Annotated in this window: 11 protein-coding genes; 4 read left to right on the top strand and 7 right to left on the bottom strand. The window is 44.4% G+C overall.

Annotated elements, in window-relative coordinates; translation table 11 throughout:
* Positions 1-251: 251 nt before the first annotated feature.
* Positions 252-2,852, bottom strand: a complete 2,601-nt coding sequence (locus tag H6G26_RS18645; protein ID WP_190730671.1) for a PAS domain S-box protein — start codon at positions 2,850-2,852, stop codon at positions 252-254.
* 378 nt (positions 2,853-3,230) lie between these two features.
* On the opposite strand from H6G26_RS18645, the gene ada reads away from it, so the two are divergent.
* Both ada and H6G26_RS18635 read left to right on the top strand, forming a co-directional pair.
* Positions 3,231-4,397 carry a bifunctional DNA-binding transcriptional regulator/O6-methylguanine-DNA methyltransferase Ada gene (gene ada / locus H6G26_RS18640; RefSeq protein WP_190730670.1) on the top strand — a complete coding sequence of 389 codons (1,167 nt, stop codon included), beginning with the start codon at positions 3,231-3,233 and terminating at the stop codon, positions 4,395-4,397.
* Positions 4,381-5,037 carry a DNA-3-methyladenine glycosylase 2 family protein gene (locus H6G26_RS18635; protein ID WP_190730669.1) on the top strand — a complete coding sequence of 219 codons (657 nt, stop codon included), beginning with the start codon at positions 4,381-4,383 and terminating at the stop codon, positions 5,035-5,037. Before ada ends, H6G26_RS18635 begins: the two co-directional genes overlap by 17 nt.
* Before the next feature lie 115 nt (positions 5,038-5,152).
* Here H6G26_RS18635 and dapF read toward each other — a convergent pair whose 3' ends face one another.
* On the bottom strand, positions 5,153-5,992 hold the full coding sequence (gene dapF, locus H6G26_RS18630; protein WP_190730668.1) for a diaminopimelate epimerase: 840 nt from the start codon (positions 5,990-5,992) through the stop codon (positions 5,153-5,155).
* Positions 5,993-6,061: 69 nt separating this feature from the next.
* Between dapF and H6G26_RS18625 the strand changes: the two genes are divergently transcribed.
* A complete protein-coding gene (locus tag H6G26_RS18625; RefSeq protein ID WP_190730667.1) occupies positions 6,062-6,277 on the top strand; it encodes an RNA chaperone Hfq in 216 nt (71 codons plus the stop codon).
* Positions 6,278-6,421: 144 nt separating this feature from the next.
* Here H6G26_RS18625 and H6G26_RS18620 read toward each other — a convergent pair whose 3' ends face one another.
* Both H6G26_RS18620 and H6G26_RS18615 read right to left on the bottom strand, forming a co-directional pair.
* Positions 6,422-8,761 carry a cation:proton antiporter gene (locus H6G26_RS18620; protein WP_190730666.1) on the bottom strand — a complete coding sequence of 780 codons (2,340 nt, stop codon included), beginning with the start codon at positions 8,759-8,761 and terminating at the stop codon, positions 6,422-6,424.
* Positions 8,762-9,295: 534 nt separating this feature from the next.
* Positions 9,296-10,891: an alkaline phosphatase D family protein gene (locus tag H6G26_RS18615; protein ID WP_190730665.1), complete on the bottom strand. Its 1,596-nt coding sequence runs from the start codon at positions 10,889-10,891 to the stop codon at positions 9,296-9,298.
* Positions 10,892-11,461: 570 nt separating this feature from the next.
* On the opposite strand from H6G26_RS18615, the gene H6G26_RS18610 reads away from it, so the two are divergent.
* Complete coding sequence (locus H6G26_RS18610; RefSeq protein WP_190730664.1) at positions 11,462-12,712, top strand: MFS transporter; 1,251 nt, start codon at positions 11,462-11,464, stop codon at positions 12,710-12,712.
* Positions 12,713-13,012: 300 nt separating this feature from the next.
* On the opposite strand, the gene H6G26_RS18605 is transcribed toward H6G26_RS18610, so the two are convergent.
* From H6G26_RS18605 to H6G26_RS18595, 3 genes are all read right to left on the bottom strand, one after another.
* Positions 13,013-13,990, bottom strand: coding sequence for an SDR family NAD(P)-dependent oxidoreductase (locus tag H6G26_RS18605; protein ID WP_190730663.1), 978 nt, complete (start codon positions 13,988-13,990; stop codon positions 13,013-13,015).
* 57 nt (positions 13,991-14,047) lie between these two features.
* Positions 14,048-20,668 carry a HAMP domain-containing protein gene (locus H6G26_RS18600; protein ID WP_190730662.1) on the bottom strand — a complete coding sequence of 2,207 codons (6,621 nt, stop codon included), beginning with the start codon at positions 20,666-20,668 and terminating at the stop codon, positions 14,048-14,050.
* 1,169 nt (positions 20,669-21,837) lie between these two features.
* Entirely contained in the window at positions 21,838-22,350 is a 513-nt protein-coding gene (locus H6G26_RS18595; protein WP_190730661.1) for a hypothetical protein, read from the bottom strand.
* Positions 22,351-22,361 lie beyond the last annotated feature (11 nt).

Genomic DNA, 22,361 nt, shown 5'->3' with positions numbered 1-22,361 from the left:
TGTTTTCCTTACTCAATATTGCTATAAATAACACCCTCTCATTTTTTGGTGATTTATGGGCAATTTGTTGCGGATAAAGTTGCTAACGAAGAGGAAATGGGGCAGGGAGCAGGGAGCAAGGGGGATAACCGAATAAATAAATTTACTTACTCTGAAACCCTTACTTCTCTACGAGAGGCTGCGCCCAAAGCGGAGCTATGCCGCAGGCTTTACGACTACGCTCAGTACAAGTGATTGATTGCTGGGAAATTTCAAAATCTTTCTCCTCTGCCCCCTGCTCCCTGCTCCCCTGCCTCTTTAGCTAGGGGTAATGTAAACCAGAAAGTTAACCCGCGCTTACGGTTACTAATAACACCGATTTCGCCGCCATGTGCCTTAATAACTTTCCGACAAAGATACATTTTTAAGCCAATGCTTGTGGAACAACAGTCTTGCGGATCACGGACATGGAGATCGAAAAGGCGATCGCACTCTAGTTTACTCATTACCACACCGTCATCTCGAATCTGAGCGCGAATCATTCCGTCTTCAACGGTGGCACTCAGAATAAAATGTAATCCTGGTGGATTATTTTGTAAGCTATGTGTTACTAAATTTACCAAAACTTTTTGCAACAGAGTCGCATCTGCCATTAGTAACGGTAAATCCGCAGAAACCAAGTTCTTTAGAGTCGCTTGATTTTGTGTCAGCATAGGTTCCAACTGGGCGGATGTTCCTTCCAGTAAGGTGCTAAGTTTCACAGGTTCACGTTTGATGTCAATACCCTGTTGTTCACAGGAATTAATTTCTAGCAATGAGTTAATCATCGTCAGTTGACGATCATTGCCTTGAATCATCCGTTCAATAATCGAGCGAGATACTGGAATTGGGGATTGAGAAGAGGCAGAGGGGCAGGGGGCAGGGGGCAAGGGGGAGGATAGAAAATTACTTCTTTCCCCTCTGCTCCCTGCTCCCTGCTCCCTTGCTTCTCCTCCGCTCCCCACTCCCTGATTTAACAAATTCTTTAACACCATCAAGTTACCCATCGCCGAAGTTCGTAAATCGTGGGCAACTGTGTGCAAAACAACATCTTTGACGCGATGTAGTTTTTCAATTTCTTGCATTTTCTGCTGCAATTGTGCTGTCCGTTCTTCTACTTGGCGTTCTAAAGTAGTGTTAAGCTCTGCTAGTTTTTGGTATATCTGGCTTTGCTGAATAGCGATCGCTAGTTGTTCTGACATCTGCTGTAACAAATCAATTTCTACTGGCTGCCAATGACGCGAACCTGAGCATTGATTGGCAATTAACGCCCCAAATAGTTCGTCACCTAGCATAATTGGTACAGCCAAAGTAGCCTTCGTTTGGAATTTTTCACAGTGCGCTTTTACTTTGGGGGATAATGACATTTGCGTTATATCTTCAACAACACGCACAACATTATCTTTGAGCAAATTTCTTAATTCTTGTAAATAAGCTTCATCCTTAGTAGACCATCCTGAGAGTGATGGATACTTTGGATCTACTGATTCGGCAAGAGTTCTGATTCCTAAATTGGCATTATTTAGACCAATAAAAACTCGATCTGCTTGCAGAAATTGCCTGACTTCCGTCACCGTGGTTTGGAGAATTTCGTCTAAGTTAAGGGAAGATCGAATTCGCACTAGTGTTTCTGCCAACAAGCGATCGCGTTGGGCACAAAGGCGTAATTGTGCTTCCACCTGCTTACTTTCTGTAATGTCGTGATGGACTGCTAAAAGCGAAGGGAGACCATCCAAATCAATGATTTCGGCTGAAAGCTGCGTTGTAATTATCTTGCCAGACTTTTGCCGAAATTCAAATTCCAAGTTGCGAACAACTCCTGTAGCTTGCAACTCCTGTAATAAACTCAGGCGATCGCGATCGTGTACCCAAAGATTTAGCTCAAAAGAAGTTTTACCAATTGCCTCATCTCGTTCATAACCTGAGAGTTTCACAAAACTGTCGTTAACTTCGATGAAGCGTCCTTCTTGCAGCGTACTGATGGTAATTGAATCGGGGCTACAACTAAAAGCTTTAGCAAATTTTTGAGCAAGATTTTGTAAGGTAACTTCTGCTTGTTTACGTTCTGTGATATCTCGGACAATTGCTAGTACCTCATCTTGGCCACTTACTACCAACCGCGCCTCATAATCTTTAACTCCCCAAGGCGTTGGTAATTGATATTCGCAACTTTGCAAAGTTCCCGAATCTAAAGTTTTTGCGATCGCTTCCAGGCTAATCGCTGCAACATCACTAGGCAACAACTCATCCACATGTTTGCCAACTATTTCTTCTCTGGTAAGAGTGACATTTGCTCCTTCACTTTTCAAATCTAGATACTCGCCATCACGGCTGATGCGAAACATTAAATCGGGGATAGCATCCAAAATTGCTTTATATCGCGCCTCACTCTCTTGCAATTTTTCTTCGGCTTGTTTTCGGTCTGTAATATCCATGATCAAGCCATTCCAAAGAAAATCGCCGTTAGGTTGTAATTCCGGTTGCGAATTACCTTGAATCCACTTAATTTTGCCGCTAGGCGTGATGATCCGACCTTCCCAATGCCAAGGTGTAATATTTGTGCTACAAACAGCTATAGATTCTGTAAAGGCTTTTATATCCTGTGGATGAATCAGTTTGTATAGCACCTTAAAGTCTGCCTGTACAACTTCTGGTTCTAATTCATATAAATATTCACAACCAGAACTAACATAAAGGACAAACACAGAACCATCCTGCTGTTGCAGAACTTGGAAAATTATTCCTGGTAAATTGACAGTAAGCTTTGAGAGCAAGTTAATAGTCTTTTGCTGGCAATTTGGTGTATACAACGATTTTACAACGGTTTCATCCACTCTTTGACCCTTAGATAGACAAGCTATTGATGTACAATTAAAAGCCAGAATAACCAATTTAACAGTTTTCATTCTGTGAGCATAATTGCTAACAGAATCGAAACTGCACCTTCTTTCAGAGTAGTTCCTGATGAGGCGATCGCATTCACCCAATCGGGTGAACGATTTGTCAGGAGGAGAATCTGGTGACAAAAAAGTTAGTTGTAAATAGTGATCAACGGCACTTTCTCAGATTTGATCGCAATAATCAGATAGAAAGTAGTTGAACAATACATTTAATCTAGTTTTACCTAAAAAATAAATAGAGCTACCAACATATAGGAACTAATGATAGGCATTTTCAAGTGGATATTTTGTAAAACATCCAAGGAGACATAAATGCAACTACAACAGACACCAGTTTTGGAAGACACTCTTTGGGAAGCAGTTTTAAATCGAAACTCTGCTTTTGAAGGCAAGCTTTTTTACGGTGTTCGCTCTACAGGCATTTATTGTCGACCGATTTGCCCTAGTCGCAGACCGAATCGCAATCAAGTTCGTTTTTTCCAGTCGGCACAAGAGGCTGAAATTGCAGGTTTTCGACCTTGTAAGCGCTGTCAGCCACAATCTGAAATAGTTTCAAATGCAGCTAAAGCGAAAGTCTTAGCTGCATGTCGATATATTGAAGCACAAATTGATCACATCCCAACTCTCTTAGAACTATGTTCTCACGTTAGAATGAGTCCCAGCTATCTGCAAAGAATATTTAAGCAAATAATTGGCGTATCTCCCTTTCAATATGCAGATGCGCTGCGTAGCCAACGATTGAAACAGCGCCTCCAAGAAGGAGAGGAAATTGCCCATGCCCTTTACGACACAGGGTATGGTTCAAGTAGCCAACTCTATGAGAAAGCACCTAAACAACTGGGAATGACACCAAAGACTTACCAACAAGCTGGAAAGGCAATAAATATTGTCTATGCGATCGCTCCATGTCCACTAGGATATTTGCTTGTAGCAACAACAGAGAAGGGTATCTGCGCCGTTAAACTAGGTGATAAAGCAAACAAGCTTGAACATATTTTGAACCAAGAATTTCACCAAGCGCAGATCATGCGTGATGACCACACACACAAGGAATGGATACAAGCAATTCTCAACTTGATTGCGGGAGATGAAACACATCTCGATTTACCACTTGATGTCCGTGGGACAGCATTTCAGAAACAGGTGTGGCAAGCATTACAAAAAATTCCATATAGCGAAACCCGCACATACACTGATATTGCTCGTGATATTGCCAAACCTCTAGCAGTCCGCGCGGTGGGTAATGCTTGTGGAGCTAATCCAACAGCGCTGATTGTACCGTGTCACCGCGTGTTGCGGAATGATGGCAGTCTTGGTGGCTATCGCTGGGGAATTGAACGCAAACAAAAACTGCTTATACAAGAATTAAAACGCACCGCGCGGGATTTAAAGATTACGGATCAAAATAATTCTTTCCCAGTCCCCAGTCCCCAGTCCCCACTCCCTAATCCCTTTTCCAAAGATGACTCAAACACCTGAACTAGAATCGCTGACTGAAGAAAGTCTTACCCGTGGTTTAATGGTGCTGGCCAATCTTGATAGCGATTTGGCTCGGATTTTAGATACACTGGGGCCTCCACCTATATGGAAAAGAGAACCGGGTTTTGCAACGCTGTTGTGCATAATTCTAGAACAGCAAGTTTCCGTAGCGGCTGCAAGGGCTATATTTAAACGTCTATGTGGGATTGTTGTAACTTTAACGCCAGAAAATTTTCTGATATTGGATGATGTTCAATTGAGAGGAATTGGATTCAGTCGGCAAAAGATTATATATTGCCGTGGGTTGGCGAATGCGATTGCAACCGAGCAGCTTGACCTAACCAAGCTGGAAACAATGGACGAAACTACTATCAGAACTGAGTTAAAGCGTCTTAAAGGGATTGGAGACTGGACAGTTGATATTTACTTACTAATGGCGCTGCAACGTCCTGATGTCTTTCCTAAAGGCGATTTAGCGATCGCGATCGCTTTACAAAAACTCAAAGGATTAGCGACGCGTCCAACACCAGTTCAACTAGAAGCAATGACACAGCACTGGCGACCGTGGCGTGCAGTTGGTGCAAGACTTCTATGGCACTACTATTTGAGTAATGCCAATAGTAATATCATGCCCACCTAATTACCCATAATAAAAGAACCCCTCCCCGCCTGCGGGGAGGTTAGCTCAAGCGCAGCTTTGGCGGGGTCGGGTTTCGAGTATTATGCCTTAATTGCCGGGACATAATATAAGTCGGTTACAATTTTCCAGTGAATACTCGTTCAGCCGGGCCTGTCATGTAAACTCGTTGGTCGATTTCTGACCATTCAATTTGCAAGGAACCACCAGGTAATTCTATTGTGGCAGTGCGATCGCATTTCTCTGTTAACACTCCAGCTACCAAGGAAGCACAAGCACCAGTCCCACAAGCTAATGTAATCCCAGCACCCCGTTCCCATACCCGCATTTTCAAATAGTCACTGCGTACCACTTGAATAAATTCGGTATTTATGCGTTGCGGAAAAACTGGATGATGCTCAAATTTTGGGCCGATGGTTTCTAGCTCAATTGCTGCGACATCTTCCACAAAGGTAATGCAGTGGGGATTTCCCATATTTACACAAGTAACATCCCAAGTTTGCCCCGCCACCTCTAACGGCTGAGAAATGACTTTTTCTTCATTGGGTGTAAGAGTGGTGGGAATTTCGCCAGCGAGTAACCTGGGTAAACCCATGTCTACTTTAACTTGACCATTAGATAAGAGTTGGGGAGTCATTACACCACCCAAAGTATGAATGCGATATGAGTCTTTATTTCGGAATTCACCTTCTAAGTCTGCTAAAAAGCCAGCTAAACAGCGAATGCCGTTACCACACATTTCCGGTTCTGAACCATCGGAATTAAAAATCCGCATGGTGTAGTCAGTGCCGTTTTCTCCGGGTAGGGCAAAAATTACACCATCAGCACCGATACCAAAATGGCGATCGCACAACTTAATGGCTTGCTCTGGGGTCACTACAGGCTCAGATGACAAGCGATTGTCAATCAGAATAAAGTCGTTGCCTAGACCATGATACTTAGTAAATTCGATTGCCATTTCCTCAAGGATGAATTATCAAGGATTAGTTACTCTTTATTTTGCCTTGTAGGTTCATCTTTACTAAAAATGCTTACCGAATTTGACACCACTTTGCCTAGTATTATCCAAGTCCAAAACCTGATTAAACAAACAACGCCAGTAGAGTTAAAGCTGCTGACTGGTGATGTGCTAACAGGAAAGGTTTTATGGCAAGACCCACAGTGTATCTCTATTGCGGATGAAAACAGCCAGCAAACCACTGTTTGGAAACAAGCGATCGCTTATATTAAACCCAAGAGTTAGTCCTTTGTCATTTGTGAATGACCAATGACCAATACAACTCTTGGAGAGGCTGCGCCCTAAGTGTAGCTATGCCGCAGGCTTTACGGCTACGCTCAGGACAAGCTTGGCACGAGTCACTTAGTATAAGTGACCAAAGACTAATGACTATTCTCGCCAATTATCCATAGGCAGAAACTCATTGAGCGCTTCTGCCTCAGCAGCTTTAATTACTGGGATAGAAACGGTTACTGAAGTTGCGATCGCAAATAACTGTGTTAGTTGACTCAAACCTGTCAAGCCACCACATAACAATACTTGATCGCCAACTCGCAAGTCCATACCGCCATCAGGATAGCGAATAAACTTGCCATCTCGCCGGATTGCTTGTACCTGTACTCCATATTGCTTGGCGATATCTAAATCTGCAAGGGTTTTACCAAGCGTTGGCGTATCTGCATTCACTGTAGCCCACTGGCAAGCACTATTTTCTCCGGGAACAGCAGCTTGTCCCTTAGCGAATTCTGCCAAAGCCGCCAGTTCTTCGTCTGCTCCCACTACTAGCAGGCGATCGCCTTCTTCCAATTTGGTTTGATTGTTGGGATAATCGATTTCATCGCCGTTAGCGCGGCGAATTGCCATCAAACTCGCTCCTGTTAAATAGCGCATATCTGCTTCTTCTATGCTCATGCCAATTAAGGGCGAATTAGATGGTAGAGAATACCAGCGCTGATTTAGATCGCGAGTTGCTTGGCGCAAATCACGAGCCAATTCACTAGCAGAACGCTCTGGACGAAAATCCAAATAATGATCGTTACGGATTTGCTGCATTTCTCGTTGAACCACAGTTGGCGACAACAAGCCTAAGCTAGTTAATAAATGAGTTGCCATTTCTAAGCTGGCTTCAAACTCTGGTTGCACAACTTCTTTCGCTCCCAATTGATACAGCACCTCAATATTTTTATCCTGGGTAGCACGGACAACTAAATCTAATTCTGGGCACAATTCCAGAGCGCGTTTCAAGCAAAGACGGGTACTCATGGGGTCTGGGAGTGCGATCGCCATTCCTTTAGCATGACTCACTCCGGCGGTTTCCAGAACGTGTAAACTGACGCAATTGCCATAAACATAAGACACCCCAGCCTCACGCAACTGCTGAATTCTACTTTCTGATTGGTCGATTACTACTACAGGTATGTCGTGTTGCAGCAACAACTTGACTAAATTTTTGCCGACTCGCCCATAACCACAGACTACCAGATGGTCTTTAAAGGGCAAATCTTCCGACACATCCCGTACCTGATCTTCTTGTAAATACGGTTTCAACCAGGGCATTGATTCGGCAAAATTAAATAAAAATGGCACTAACCGCAGGACAAAGGGAGTAAGCATGAGGGTGACTGCGGTGGTTCCCAAAATTAATAAGTATATCTGTCGGGACACCAGCCCCAATGATTGCCCTTCGCTGGCTAGAACAAAGGAAAATTCCCCAATTTGCGCTAGTCCCAAACCAGCGATTATGGCTGTTTTTAAAGGGTAGCCAAACAACTTTACTAGGGGCGTGATAATCAAAAATTTACCTACGAAAACTAGTGCTACCAGTCCTAAAATCAATTCCAGGTTGTTCCACAAAAACACTGGATCGATTAACATCCCAATGGCGGCAAAAAATAAACTGGCAAAGATATCTCGCAGGGGTTCGACATAAGTTAGGGTTTGATCGGCGTACTCCACCTCAGAAATCATCAAACCCGCGACAAATGCTCCCATTTCAATCGACAGCCCCAAATGCTCTGTTAACAGGGCAATACCCAAGCATAGAGCTACAACTCCCAATAAAAATAGTTCTCGGCTTTCGGTACGGGCTAACAGTCGCAACAAAGGCGGTATCAGCCAAATCCCCGCAGTTATTGCACCAGCAGCAAATAGACCAATCCACAGCAGCGCTGTCAGCACGGCAATGCCAATGGTTTCTGGAGGTTGGTTGAGGGCTGGTAAGACTGCTAACATTAGCCCCAGCGCTAAATCTTGTACTACCAAGATCCCTAGCATCACTTGCCCGTGAGGTGTTTCTGTTTCGTTGCGTTCCATTAAGCACTTGAGGACAACTGCTGTAGAAGACAGGGACAGAATACAGCCCAAAAACATCCCCTTAGCAGGTAAGGCTCCCCAGGCTCCAGTTAATCCGCATACCACAACTGTGACCAAAATTGTCAGAGCAATTTGAAGTCCACCCCCGCCAAGAGCGATCGCTTTTACCTTTTTAAGCTCCGCCAAAGAAAACTCCACACCCAAGGCGAATAATAAAAAGGCAACCCCGAACTGTGCCAGAGTCTCTACTTGAATAAGTTCTTTAATCAATCCCAGTCCGGTTGGCCCTATGATTATCCCGCCAATCAGATAGCCTAGCAGCACGGGTTGTCGTAAAAGTGCCGCCAACAGTCCACCGCAGGCTGCAACACCTAGAACTAAAACTAAATCAACAATTAGCCTAAAATCTTCTTGCACCAGTTTTAAAAGAACTATTAAGACCTATTAATTTAGGATACAAAGTTTTATGATCTCAAACAGCTTGTTTAATGAAGGTGCGACAAAATTTTCATATTGGACATTGGGTTTATGGCAACACGGTTCGGTTAACATTTTAATATTTTGAAGATCCCCCAAACCCCCTTTAAAAAGGCTTGCTCTTAACCCTCTTTTACACCCTTTTTAAGGGGTTCGCCGCAGGCAGGGGGATCTTAACCGAACTGTATTGGAACCGCTATCAGCTCTTGCTCATCTAACTTGCACATTTTTTTCTGTTGACTGCTGACTGCTAACTGTCAGAAGTCAACAAATCTCATGAGTTATTATGTAATTTAAAGGCGTAATAGCTTACTTTCTTTCTCAATACAGGTAACACAGCTGGCAGCACAAAACGCAGAAAACGTAGCGATCGCTGACAAATTGTTGAGGGGAGCGAAACATGGAGTGAGATCGTTCTATCCACTGGGTTCCGCTCAGAATGACATTCCTAATTTTTTGACTTTTATAAGAAGTCTATTGAACCCGCTTCACTCTACCTTGATTCGGCAACTCAAACGAGACTGTTGATATGATTGGGGCATTTGGGTTAGGCACAGTAGGCCCAGTCTCTGAAGATGGAGCCAGTAGTCGATAGTCACTACGCCAACGCTGATGATTGAGGTCACAAACAACATAACCGCGTTGTCTACCATTAAAATACTTTATCCACGGACTTTCTGGTAAAGCCTTCTCAATTCGGTCACTAGCGCCAAAGCCTGAGGTAATCGATGTGCCAACAAACTCAGTACCGACTGTAGCAGAGTTAGGGTTATTGTAATCAGCTTTCAGGTCGCTTACCCAACTGGAGTGTGTGTCACCAGTAATGACAACTGGGTTGGCTGGCTGACGTTGAGCAAGAAAGTTGAGAATACGGCTGCGGGCAGCTACATAGCCGTCCCAAGCATCAATATTAAAGGCAGTCTCAGGGCCTGCTGTCCAGTCGTGTTGGGTAAAGACAACCTGTTGAGCAAGAACATTCCAGCGTGCCCCAGAGCGCTCTAGATTGCGGAACAACCACTGCTCTTGTTCAGTACCAGTCATAGTGGCACTTGGATCAAAAGCTTCTGGACAGCGTGGTTCAATAGTATCATTACAAGGTTGGTCGCTACGATATTGGCGAGTATCAAGAACATTAAATTCAACTAAGTTACCGAAGTTTAAGCGTCGATACAGCTGCATATCAATGCCTCTAGGTTTTGAAAAATCCCGCAGTGGCATATGTTCGTAGTATGCTTGGAAAGCAGCAGCACGACGAGCTAGAAAAGCTTGGCGTGTTTGTTTTTCTGGATCTTGAGGGATTTCGTCTGCCCAATTGTTGTCAACTTCGTGGTCATCCCAAGTGACTAGCCAAGGAAATGCAGCATGAGTCTGTTGCAGGTTGGGATCACTTTTGTATTGGGCATGGCGGTTGCGATACTCCTCCAGTGTCACTGGCTCTCCATTACCTTCATGAGGTCGGAGTGCATTGGCTCTTGGCGCTCCCTCATAAATGTAATCACCGAGGTGAACCACCAAATCTAAATCTTCTTGAGCCATGTTTTTGTAGGCGGCGAAGTATCCTTGCTCCCAGTTTTGACAGGAAGCGAAGGCGAAGCGGAAGCGCTCAACGCGATCGCGCGGGTTAGGAGCAGTGCGAGTCCGTCCGATTGGACTAACTTCATTGCCCACCCTAAACTGATACCAGTACCAACGTGCAGGTTTTAATCCTTGCACTTCTACATGAACAGAGTGTCCAAATTCTGGAGTAGCTATCTGTGTGCCACTGCGGACAACTTGCTGCATCTTTTCGTCGGTAGCAACCTGCCATTGCACTGGAACATTATATTGTGGCATCCCACCACCATTGAGGGGATCGGGGGCTAAACGCGTCCACAGTACTACATTATCTGGGAGTGGTTCACCGGAAGCGACACCCAGACTAAAGGGATAATTAGAAAATCGGGGCTGGGCGAGAACTTTGTTAGGCCATTGATTGGCGATCGCAAAACCAGTTAAGGCTCCAGTCCCAATCAACACTTGTCGCCGTCTCAAGCGACTTGATAGCAAGCGCTCGAAGTTGAAGTTTTGCATATTTCCCCTGATTATCGCGTTTGAATCACAGCAAAGTGTAACAGCGCAACTTTAATGCCTCTTTGCAATCAGGTTAAGCATTGATTATTCCAACACAACCCTAGTTATTTAATCTGAATTAATAGCGCGATTTTTGGCTATGTTTGAGCGCAGAAAATGCTCCTATAACTCCTAAAATTAACAAACTGACTGTTGAACTTGTTTCGGGAACAGCTTGCATCTGATCAACAAGCAGCCCTGACATTATTGTTGGTTGGTTCACCTACATCTACAACCCCAACACTTAATACCAATTCACGAAAATCCTGATACATATATGCCTCTACAGCATCGTCTATTTACGTAGTTTACCGCCGTAGGCATCGCTGGATAATTAAGAAAAGCCTGAAAACTTCCTATTTTAGGTAATGCATATCACGATGCATTTGTACAGTGCGTAAGTCGTGAGTCAGAACAGTTTTGAGGCGAAAGTAATTAATGTTAACATAATTGTCATGAAACTTTGACTTTTCTAAATTTTTAGTGTCCAGACCTTTAGGGCGGAAAGTGAATTAGGAGATTTAGATATCCATGCCCAACCGCAAAAAGCATATTGAGCATCTACCTCATGCTGAAGCAGCTGATCGCACAATTCGTTTCAAGCAACATCAACGCCTGTTTGCTTTACTTGCGATCGCAGCCGGTTTAATTTTTCTTCAGGGATATATGATCGCTCCCCTGATTCCACGTTTGGCTGAAGTGTTTAACGTTCCAGTTCAGGAAATTGGATTTATCGTTCCAGCCTACATGTTATCTTACGCACTGATGGCATTGTTCTACGGTGTGCTATCAGATCGATTCGGACGATGGCCTGTAATTCGCATCTCGCTGGCAATTTTTGTCATTTGTACAGCTTTAACCGCAACGGCTCAGACAGCTTCGCAAATGGCGGCTTGGCGACTGCTGACTGGACTTGGAGCTAGTGGCGTTATTCCACTCACATTTGCATTGATTGGTGATTTATTTCCTTTTGAGCAACGAGGTAGCAAGCTAGGGCTGGTGTTTGCAGCGATGGAAGGAGGAATGGCAGCAGGTTCTGCGGGTGGCGCAATTCTTGAACCGTTTTTGGGTTGGAGATGGCTATTTATCGGTACGGCTGTTCTTGCTGCTTTTGTACTTTGGCGGCTTCATCTTTACGGCGCTCTATTCGATACACCCAGTATTGAAAAATTACCTAGTATTCGGGAGATATTTAGAGGATACAGCCAGATATTAATTACTTTTCGCGGACAAAGAACCTATGCTTATGTTTTGTGGAATGGGATTTACCACTCTGGCGTATATACTTGGTTAGGGTTGTATTTGTCACAACGTTACAACATGGATGCCTTGAGCATTGGTTTGACTATTCTGGGCTACGGCATACCTGGATTACTGTTGAGTTCCCTAATTGGTCGATCTGTTGATCGTTGGGGAAGACGTTGGCTAGTTCCGTTAGGACTAGTGATGGCGGCCTTAGCTGGTCTTGTGATGATTTTCGATATTCCCGCATATGTCACGACGATAGCGGTTCTGTTCTTATCTTTGGGATATGACCTGACGCAACCTTTGTTTGTGGGTATTGTAACTGACTTGGGGGATGGCAATAATTTAGGTCAAACGATGGGACTCAAAGTGTTTACCCTATTTACTGGATTTGGTGTTGGTAGCCTTATTTTTGGAGAGTTAATGCACTTTGGGTTTGGCATAGCTCTGGCTATTTTTGCTGGCATTCAGTTAATTTCTGGTTTGGTAGCAATTCCACTCTTTTGGCGGGAAGTCCCATCTCGACTGCGCTCATAAGCTGATGCGCGCTAAAAAAGTATAAACACTTTTTACGGTCGTTAACTGTTAACTGTTGACGGTTAAAGGTTATCAGTCATCAGTCATCAGGCTTCATGTAAATGTTCAAGTTAAATGCTTATAGCAGTTCCCATTCATATGTGGTACAACCTTATACTCCGAAGTCTAAGGTCACGGCAGTGCCGTGCCCCTACGGGTGTACCTCACGTAAACGAGAAACGCTATAACAGCTTAGAAATACATACGATAGAGTCTTTACACCTGAGAGTGTCAATAATGAGTGTTCCTGCCCCATGCTAATTAAATTTTAGGCGAGCTAAGGGCATTCAATAATAGTAGTGACCACGGCACTTTAATATCAGGTATGAGCCATGAGTAATTTCTTAGTACAGGTAATGCAGCCGGTAGCACAAAACGCAAAGAGCGTAGAGATGCAGGGCGATCGCCATTTTCATCTAAAATTCCATATTTATGAGCTAGTTCGGCAACAATCTGCACACGCCCTGTACGGCGCATGACATTTGGCTCACAAGCAAGTGCAGCAATCACCCGTCCGGTTAATAAGGGAGTTTCCCAATTGTAGCGATCGCTAAGAAATGAGCTATTCTTTTCGGTAGCATTGGTTTGATTCATTTCAGAAGCAAAACGGGAAAAAAGCTCAGTACCAACAATACCTGGCCAAATTGAAACAGAAGCAACATTATGGGGTTTTAACTCAACAGCCATATCAGCTGCTAGGCGATCGCAAGCGGCTTTACCAGCACCATAAGCTGTATTAAATATATAAGACATACTACCCCACGATGAAATGGTGCAAATTAGTCCAGAGTTACGTTTGGTCATCATTCGGGCAGCAAAAACACTCGCAACATAGTGGCTACGAAGACCAACGTTGTTACTAGCATCCCAAATACTTGGTTCACAATCCCAAAAGGGTTGCCCATAAGCGTCCTTTAATGCCTGAACTCCTGAGTAAGCATTATTCACCAGTAGGTCGAGTTGTCCATCCTGCTCATCTTGGATGCGCTCAAACAGTAAACGCACCTGCTCATCGTCGCTGTGGTCTACTCGGACGGGAATGCACACGCCACCAACTTCCTCTATGGCTGATTGGGTTTCATTAAGACTCCCAAAAACCGCATTGCTGGAAGAGTTGTTGAGACTGCGCCCGGTAACATACACAGTTGCCCCAGCCTCACCCAAGCCAATAGCAATTCCCCTACCAATCCCCCGCGTAGCACCTGTTACCAATGCCACTCTACCCTCAAGATGTTTCATAATAATCCTTTTCTCTGCCCTCTTCCCCTGCCTCCTGCCTCCTGCCTCCTGCCTTCTTCATCGGTATAGCCAAACCCGTAATAGTGAAAGCAGTTGTTCAGTATCTACGGGTTTGGTAATGTAGTCTGATGCACCGGCTTCAATACACTTCTCGCGATCGCCTTGCATGGCTTTAGCGGTCAGTGCAATAATCGGCAAAGATTTAAATTGCTCGTTTTCGCGGATTAAGCGTGTTGTTTCGTAACCATCCATTTCTGGCATCATTACGTCCATCAAAACGACATCAATATCTTGTGTAGTTTCCAACAGCGTTATCCCTTCCCTGCCATTTTCAGCATATAAAACCTGTATTTGATAACGCTCCAGCATACTTGTTAGCGCAAAGATGTTACGCACATCGTCGTCTACAATTAGTGCTTTTTTGCCAGCGAGTAAGTGGTCTATAGAATGCAGTTGTTCAAGTATTTCTCGCTTGGGTGCTGGTAAATTTGCTTGGACTCGGTGTAAAAATAATGCTGTTTCATCTAGAAGACGTTCGGGCGATCGCACATCTTTAATGATGATTGTTTCGGCAATTCGTCTGAGTTCCGTTTCTTGGGCTTTGCTAATTTCTCTACCTGTGTAGACAATGATTGGTAAATTTCTGCCGTGAGGTAAAAGCTTTATCTGCTCAATCAGTTCAAACCCGGTCATGTCGGGTAATCCTAAATCGAGAACGAGGCAATCAAAATGCTGTGAGCGAATAGCTTCTAAAGCTGCTGCACCAGTGGCTACAGCAGTGGTAGCAACATCGCTATTGCCAATTAACTCAACAATACTAAGCCGTTGAGTGTCGTCGTCTTCGACTACTAACAAGTTTTTCACCTGGCGCTCAACAAAACCTTTAATTTTGGCCAACGCCTCGGATATTGTCTCGCTGGTTAAGGGCTTTTGCAGATATGCGATCGCTCCTAGTTGCAAACCGCGTTGTCTCCCTTCCTCAACTGTCATGATATGTACTGGAATGTGACGGGTATTTGGGTCATGCTTCAGCCGATCTAGTACCGTCCAACCATCCATTTCTGGCAACCTGATATCTAGCAAAATGGCTGAAGGCTGGAATTGCTGCGCTAGCATCAAACCTGTACTGCCTGTTTGGGCAGTGATCACCTTGAATCCCTGCTGTTGCGCCATATCTAGAAGGATACGCGCAAAATTAACGTCATCCTCGACAATTAATAACACGCGATCGCCTCTTTCAATAACAGCGCGATCGTCACTGAGAAATGGTGTTGCTAGCGAAGCGTTTTGCCCGTCCTGAGTAGCGAGTGCTGGGTGAGGAGCCAGGAGTGGGGAGCCAGGGGTAGGGAATAGTTTGGATATAGAAGGCTCAGGAATCAATTGTGGGAAAAAGAATGTAAAGGTGCTACCTTGACCTGGTTGACTAACCAGTTTAATTTCGCCGCCAAACAGACGGGCGATTTCGCGGCTAATTGATAAGCCCAATCCAGTACCGCCGTATCTGCGACTGGTAGAGCCATCAGCTTGCTGAAATGCCTCGAAAATAACTTTTTGCTTGTCAGGGGCAATGCCAATACCTGTATCACTAACTGAGAAGGCGATGACATTTTGGGCGCGATTCAAAGTTACCTGATCCTTGCTCCACCCTTGCTTCGCCACCGCAATCTGCAAGCGTACTTCTCCTCGCTCTGTAAATTTAAAGGCGTTGGAGAGCAGATTTTTCAACACCTGTTGTAAGCGTTTGACATCTGTATAGATGGTTGGCGGCAATTCGGGAATAAATTCAATTGCGAAGGCAAGTCCTTTACTCTGAGCTATTTGCCGGAAGGTGCGCTCAATCTGATCACCTAACTCTGTCAAGGGCATTTGGGTCATGTCAATCGACATAGTTCCAGATTCAATTTTAGCGAGATCCAGAATGTCATTGATTAACGCCAACAAATCATTACCTGCTGAGTAAATTGTTTGGCTGTATTCGACTTGCTTCGCAGTGAGGTTGTGATCAATGTTATCTGATAACAACTTCGCCAAAATCAACAAGCTGTTCAATGGTGTCCGCAGTTCATGGGACATATTGGCGAGAAACTCAGACTTGTATTTTGAAGAAAGGGCTAGTTGTTCTGCCTTCTCTTCTAAAGAGAGCCTTGCTTGTTCAATTTCCCGATTTTTGCGTTCGACTTCTTGCTTTTGTATGGCTAACAACTCTGCCTTTTCTTCTAATTCGGTATTGGTTTGTTGCAGTTCTTCTTGTTGTCCTTTAAGTAAGTCTTCTGAAGTTTTGAGTGATTGGGCTTGTTGTTCTAAACGCTTATTAGTTTCCCGGAGTTCATTTTGCTGGACTTGTAATTCTTCAGCTAAAGATTGCGACTGCTTGAGTAATTCTTCAGTTCGCATGGATGCTGCGATCGTGTTGAGGACGATCGCTATACTTTCGGTAAGTTGGTCGAAGAATGTCAGATGAATTTCGCTAAAGCGGCGGAAGGATGCTAATTCTATGACTGCTGTCACCTGTCCTTCAAAAAGTACAGGTAACACCACGGCATTAAGTGGAGACGCTTCTCCTAAACCAGAGGCAATTCTGACATAATCACTTGGTACATCCGTTAGCAGTATTCGTTCTTTTTCTAAAGCGCATTGTCCCACCAAACCTTCACCCAAGTGGAAGCGGTTAGCTAAATGTCTGCGTTCGCGGTAAGCGTAGCTACTAATTAGTTTTAAAAACGGTGTATTTTCCCCAGACTCCATCAGGAAGAATACGCCATGTTGCGCTCCTACCAAGGGTGCTAGTTCTGAGAGAATTAGTTTCGATACGGTTTCCAAGTCTCGCTGCCCTTGCAGCATTCGGGTAAACTTGGCTAGGTTAGTTTTTAACCAATCTTGCTCAGTATTTTTCTGCGTTGTCTCCCGCAGATTGGCAATCATCTGGTTGATGTTGTCTTTGAGTATCGCTACTTCGCCTAGTGCTTCGACGGCAATTGAACGAGTTAAATCGCCCTTAGTTACAGCTGTAGCAACTTCTGCGATCGCTCTTAACTGAGTTGTCAGTGTAGCAGCAAGTTCATTCACATTATCCGTCAAATCTTTCCAAGTCCCAGCCGCGCCAGGGACTCTCGCTTGTCCGCCTAACTTCCCTTCAATTCCCACTTCCCGCGCTACTGTAGTTACCTGATTGGCAAATGTCGCTAGAGTATCAATCATCTCGTTGATTGTCTCTGCTAAGGTTTCAATTTCTCCCTTGGCATCTAGCATCAGTTTCCGTTTCAAGTCACCGTTAGCAACTGCTGTTACAACTCTGGCAATACCGCGCACTTGTGCCGTTAAGTTCCCCGCCATCGAGTTAACGTTATCTGTTAAATCTTTCCAAGTTCCTGCAACACCTTGGACTTGCGCTTGTCCGCCTAACTTCCCTTCAGTTCCCACTTCTCGCGCCACCCGCGTTACTTCACTGGCAAAGGAACTAAGTTGATCCACCATTGTATTGGTGGTGTTCTTCAAGTCTAAAATTTCACCTTTGGCATCGACGGTAATTTTCTTAGATAAGTCGCCATTAGCTACCGCCTTAGTAACTTCCGCGATGTTGCGAACTTGTCCGGTGAGATTCCCCGCCATCGAGTTAACGTTGTCTGTTAAATCTTTCCAAGTGCCTGCAACTCCTCTGACGTAAGCTTGCACGCCTAATTTACCTTCCGTTCCCACCTCCCGGGCAACCCTGGTAACTTCTGATGCAAAGGAATTTAGTTGATCCACCATTGTATTAATGGTGTTCTTGAGTTCCTGAATTTCACCTTTCACATCAACGGTGATTTTCTTGGATAAGTCGCCGTTAGCTACCGCTGTAGTAACTTCGGCAATGTTCCGCACCTGTGCTGTCAAGCTTCCCGCCATGAAGTTTACACTTTCGGTCAAGTCTTTCCAAGTACCTGCCACTCCCTTAACTTCTGCTTGTACGCCCAGCTTACCCTCAGTTCCCACCTCCCGCGCCACCCGCGTCACTTCACTTGCAAAGGAATTGAGTTGATCCACCATTGTGTTAATGGTGTTTTTGAGTTCCAAAATTTCACCTTTGACATCAACGGAGATTTTCTTGGAGAGGTCGCCATTTGCTACCGCCGTGGTGACTGTAGCAATATTTCGCACCTGTGCCGTTAAACTTCCCGCCATGAAGTTCACGCTGTCGGTCAAGTCTTTCCAAGTGCCAGCCACGCCGCGCACATCTGCTTGAACGCCTAACTTACCCTCACTTCCCACTTCACGCGCCACCCGCGTCACTTCACTTGCAAAGGAGTTGAGTTGATCCACCATTATATTGATGGTATTTTTGAGTTCCAGAATTTCGCCTTTGACAGCAACAGTAATTTTCTTAGATAAGTCGCCATTTGCGATCGCAGTTGTAACTTCGGCAATGTTCCGCACCTGTGCTGTCAAGCTTCCCGCCATGAAGTTCACGCTGTCAGTTAAATCTTTCCAAGTACCAGCAACGTCTTTGACTTCCGCTTGTACACCCAATTTACCTTCAGTTCCCACTTCACGCGCAACTCGCGTTACTTCACTAGCAAAGGAACTGAGTTGATCCACCATTGTGTTAATGGTATTTTTCAACTCCAGAATTTCACCTTTAACATCGACAGTAATTTTCTTGGATAAGTCGCCTGTTGCAACCGCCGTAGTTACTTCGGCAATATTCCGCACCTGCGCCGTCAAGCTTCCCGCCATGAAATTCACGCTGTCGGTTAAATCTTTCCACGTACCCGCTACGCCGCGTACTTCTGCTTGCACGCCCAGTTTCCCTTCACTTCCTACCTCACGGGCAACCCTTGTCACTTCTGATGCAAAGGAATTCAGTTGATCCACCATTGTGTTGATGGTGTTTTTGAGTTCCAGAATTTCACCTTTGACATCAACGGTGATTTTCTTGGATAAGTCGCCTGTTGCAACCGCCGTAGTTACTTCGGCAATATTCCGCACCTGTGCCGTTAAACTTCCCGCCATGAAGTTTACGCTGTCGGTTAAATCTTTCCAAGTGCCAGCCACGCCGCGCACATCGGCTTGCACGCCCAACTTGCCTTCACTACCAACTTCACGGGCAACTCTTGTTACTTCTGATGCAAAGGAGCTAAGTTGATCCACCATGATATTGATGGTATTCTTGAGTTCAAAAATTTCACCTTTAACATCGACAGTGATCTTTTTAGATAGATCACCATTTGCGATCGCAGTGGCAACTTCGGCAATATTTCGCACTTGTCCGGTAAGATTTCCCGCCATTAAGTTAACGTTGTCGGTTAAATCTTTCCAAGTACCCGCTACTCCCCGGACTTCTGCTTGCACGCCTAACTTCCCTTCAGTTCCCACCTCACGCGCAACTCTTGTCACTTCCGATGCAAAGGAATTAAGCTGATCCACCATTGTATTAATGGTGTTTTTCAACTCTAGAATTTCACCTTTCACATCAACAGTGATTTTCTTAGATAAGTCGCCATTTGCAACCGCCGTCGTCACTTCTGCAATATTCCGCACTTGTGCCGTCAAGCTTCCCGCCATGAAATTCACACTATCGGTCAGGTCTTTCCACGTACCTGCTACCCCCCGGACTTCTGCTTGACCGCCTAATTTTCCTTCTGCACCCACCTCACGGGCAACCCTTGTTACTTCCGATGCAAAGGAATTAAGTTGATCCACCATGATGTTGACGGTGTTTTTCAACTCTAAAATTTCACCTTTGACATCAACAGTAATTTTCTTGGATAAATCGCCATTTGCTACCGCCGTTGTCACTTCCGCAATGTTACGGACTTGGGCTGTTAAATTTCCTGCCATCAAGTTAACGTTGTCGGTTAAATCTTTCCAAGTCCCTGCCACTCCTTTAACTTCGGCTTGCACGCCCAGCTTCCCTTCAGTTCCCACCTCACGCGCAACCCGCGTCACTTCGGATGCAAAGGAATTAAGCTGATCCACCATCGTGTTAACGGTGTTTTTTAGTTCTAGAATTTCGCCTTTAACATTGACAGTGATTTTCTTGGATAAGTCACCATTTGCGATCGCAGTGGCAACTTCGGCAATGTTGCGAACTTGTCCGGTAAGATTACCCGCCATCAAGTTAACGTTATCAGTCAAATCTTTCCAAGTGCCAGCAACGCCTTGCACTTCGGCTTGAACGCCCAACTTTCCTTCAGTTCCTACTTCACGCGCAACCCGCGTTACTTCCGATGCAAAAGAACCGAGCCGATCTACCATCGTGTTGACAATATTAGCAGTTTGGAGAAACTCTCCTTGGAGGGGTCTGCCTTCAATTTCTGTAGCGATCGTTTGCGATAAGTCACCATTAGCGACTGACCGAATTACACGAGTAGTTTCAGCTGTTGGTTGAACTAAATCTGTAATTAGAGTATTGACAGAATTAACACAATCTGACCAAGAACCTTGAACATCTCCGAGAGAGGCGCGTTCGACAATTTTTCCTTCTTTGCCAACAACGTTACCAATCCGTTGTAGTTCAGCCGCCATCCGCTCATTCTGGTAAATAATATCATTGAGCGTATCAGCTATTTTCCCTGCCACACCAGTATGATCTATGGGCATCCGAGCAGAAAAGTCACCCTGTTTAACAGCATTCAGCGTTCTTAGTAGCTGATTTAAATCTAGATTGTCGCTGTCTCTAGTTAACTGTTCGGTCGCCATAGCCCTATCTCTAAAGAATTTACTTGGTTTTTGTGTTTAAAGAAGACTTTTTCAAAGCAGAGAGTTGATCGTAACTCTCATTAGTGCTTTTAGCTTTTCTGATACTCCCCATAGCAAAAAATTTTTATAATCTGATTAGCTTGGGGTACTTAGTTATTTTATTGTCAAATGTTCGCAGTAATGACTATGCATAGCACAAAGGTTAGCGAAGCTGAGTTGAAATCTAACTCTTGACTGAGGGCAATCAGCTTTACTGCGAGTTGTGTAAAACTTTTAGTGAGGTTAATTTGTTTAACTTTAAATAACCAAAATGCTATTTTAGTTGTATAGATAATAATCAAGTTTGCCTTTTAGTTTGTTGTTATCTTAAATTAGTTACTCAATATGTCGGGTTGCACCCGTAATGCGTACTAACTTTAATCATAACGGGGAAATAGTTAAAATTTATCAAGGGGCAACGTAAGAGAGTAGAGAAGAAGTTCGCTATCGGCGTAGCGTCTTCCCTAGTGGTCTATCAACTTAAGTTTGAAGGGTAAACGCAGACGCGCAGCGACAAAGCAGCGCAGTCTTCTCCCAAAGGGCTTGCCGCAGGCTACCACAGAGGTGCAGAGGGCGCATCAACCCCTTCTCCTGCAAAGATACTGTGCGTAGCTTGCTTCCCCGGAGGGGTACGGGGAATTCAAAATTACAATCCCCATAAATAAAGGACTTCCAACTAAAAAAATATTCCATTGCTACTGTTGACCGTTGACCGTTGACGGTTCACGAGTTTTCAGTCAACAGTCAACGACCTCAAGCGGAATAATTTATTTTTTGGAGTTCCCTAAATTTAGTTGCTCTGTATCCTTTTCGGTAGTAAAAAATACTAAAAATGTCTCTTTACTCCCTCTGCTCCCCTGCTCCCCCTGCCTATTTCATGAGGATCTTACTTTTTCGCGTTGCTCCCGTGAGTAATATCTTTTACACATATTCCAAATTGGTCATTTTACTTTAAGAGAAACTATTGAAAAATAGCCAATATAATTATTTTTAAAATCATAAATGCAAATAATTAAAAAAATAGGTCATATCTGAGTATCCATACTCAGATATGACACAATGAGTTACTATTACGGCTAGCAAATATCATTGCTTTAGCTTACGAATAAGCTGTTTTCTAGCTCGTAATGTTAGAAACGATAGCCTAATCCGGCTTGGAAGCTGACGGCATCAGCATCACTATTTCTGTAAGCGTCAATAGCCCATTTAGTATCGCCATAGGCAATGACATTATTCCTAACTTCTGATTCAATACCAAGGGTGACTACAGGCGCATTTTGATTGCCTAATGGGGTTTTTTGACCTTCATCAGTTACAAAAGAATAACCACCACCGAAGTAAAGATTAGTGTTTCTGGCGATGGGCGCATCGTAAGTCACTATGGGCATAATTGCGGCAGCATCACCACCATACAGCAAAGAACCCCGGACTGAAACGGGCGCATTGGGAAGGGCGTAACGTCCTTGAATATTACCACCAAGTTGTGCTTCATCGTTTCCTTGTCCGCCACTGGTTGCACCAACGGCAACACCAGCACCGATGTAGTTAGCGTTTGTACCGACTGTTTGAGCAGAAGCAATTCCTGCCGAGAGGACAATGGAAGCAACAGCGAGGAAAGAGGCAGCTAATTTTGTAAGTTTCATAGAATTCTTCT

This window comes from Nostoc sp. FACHB-888 (assembly GCF_014696655.1).
Taxonomy (GTDB): Bacteria; Cyanobacteriota; Cyanobacteriia; order Cyanobacteriales; family Nostocaceae; genus Nostoc.
This window is presented reverse-complemented; position numbering and strand designations above follow the sequence as displayed.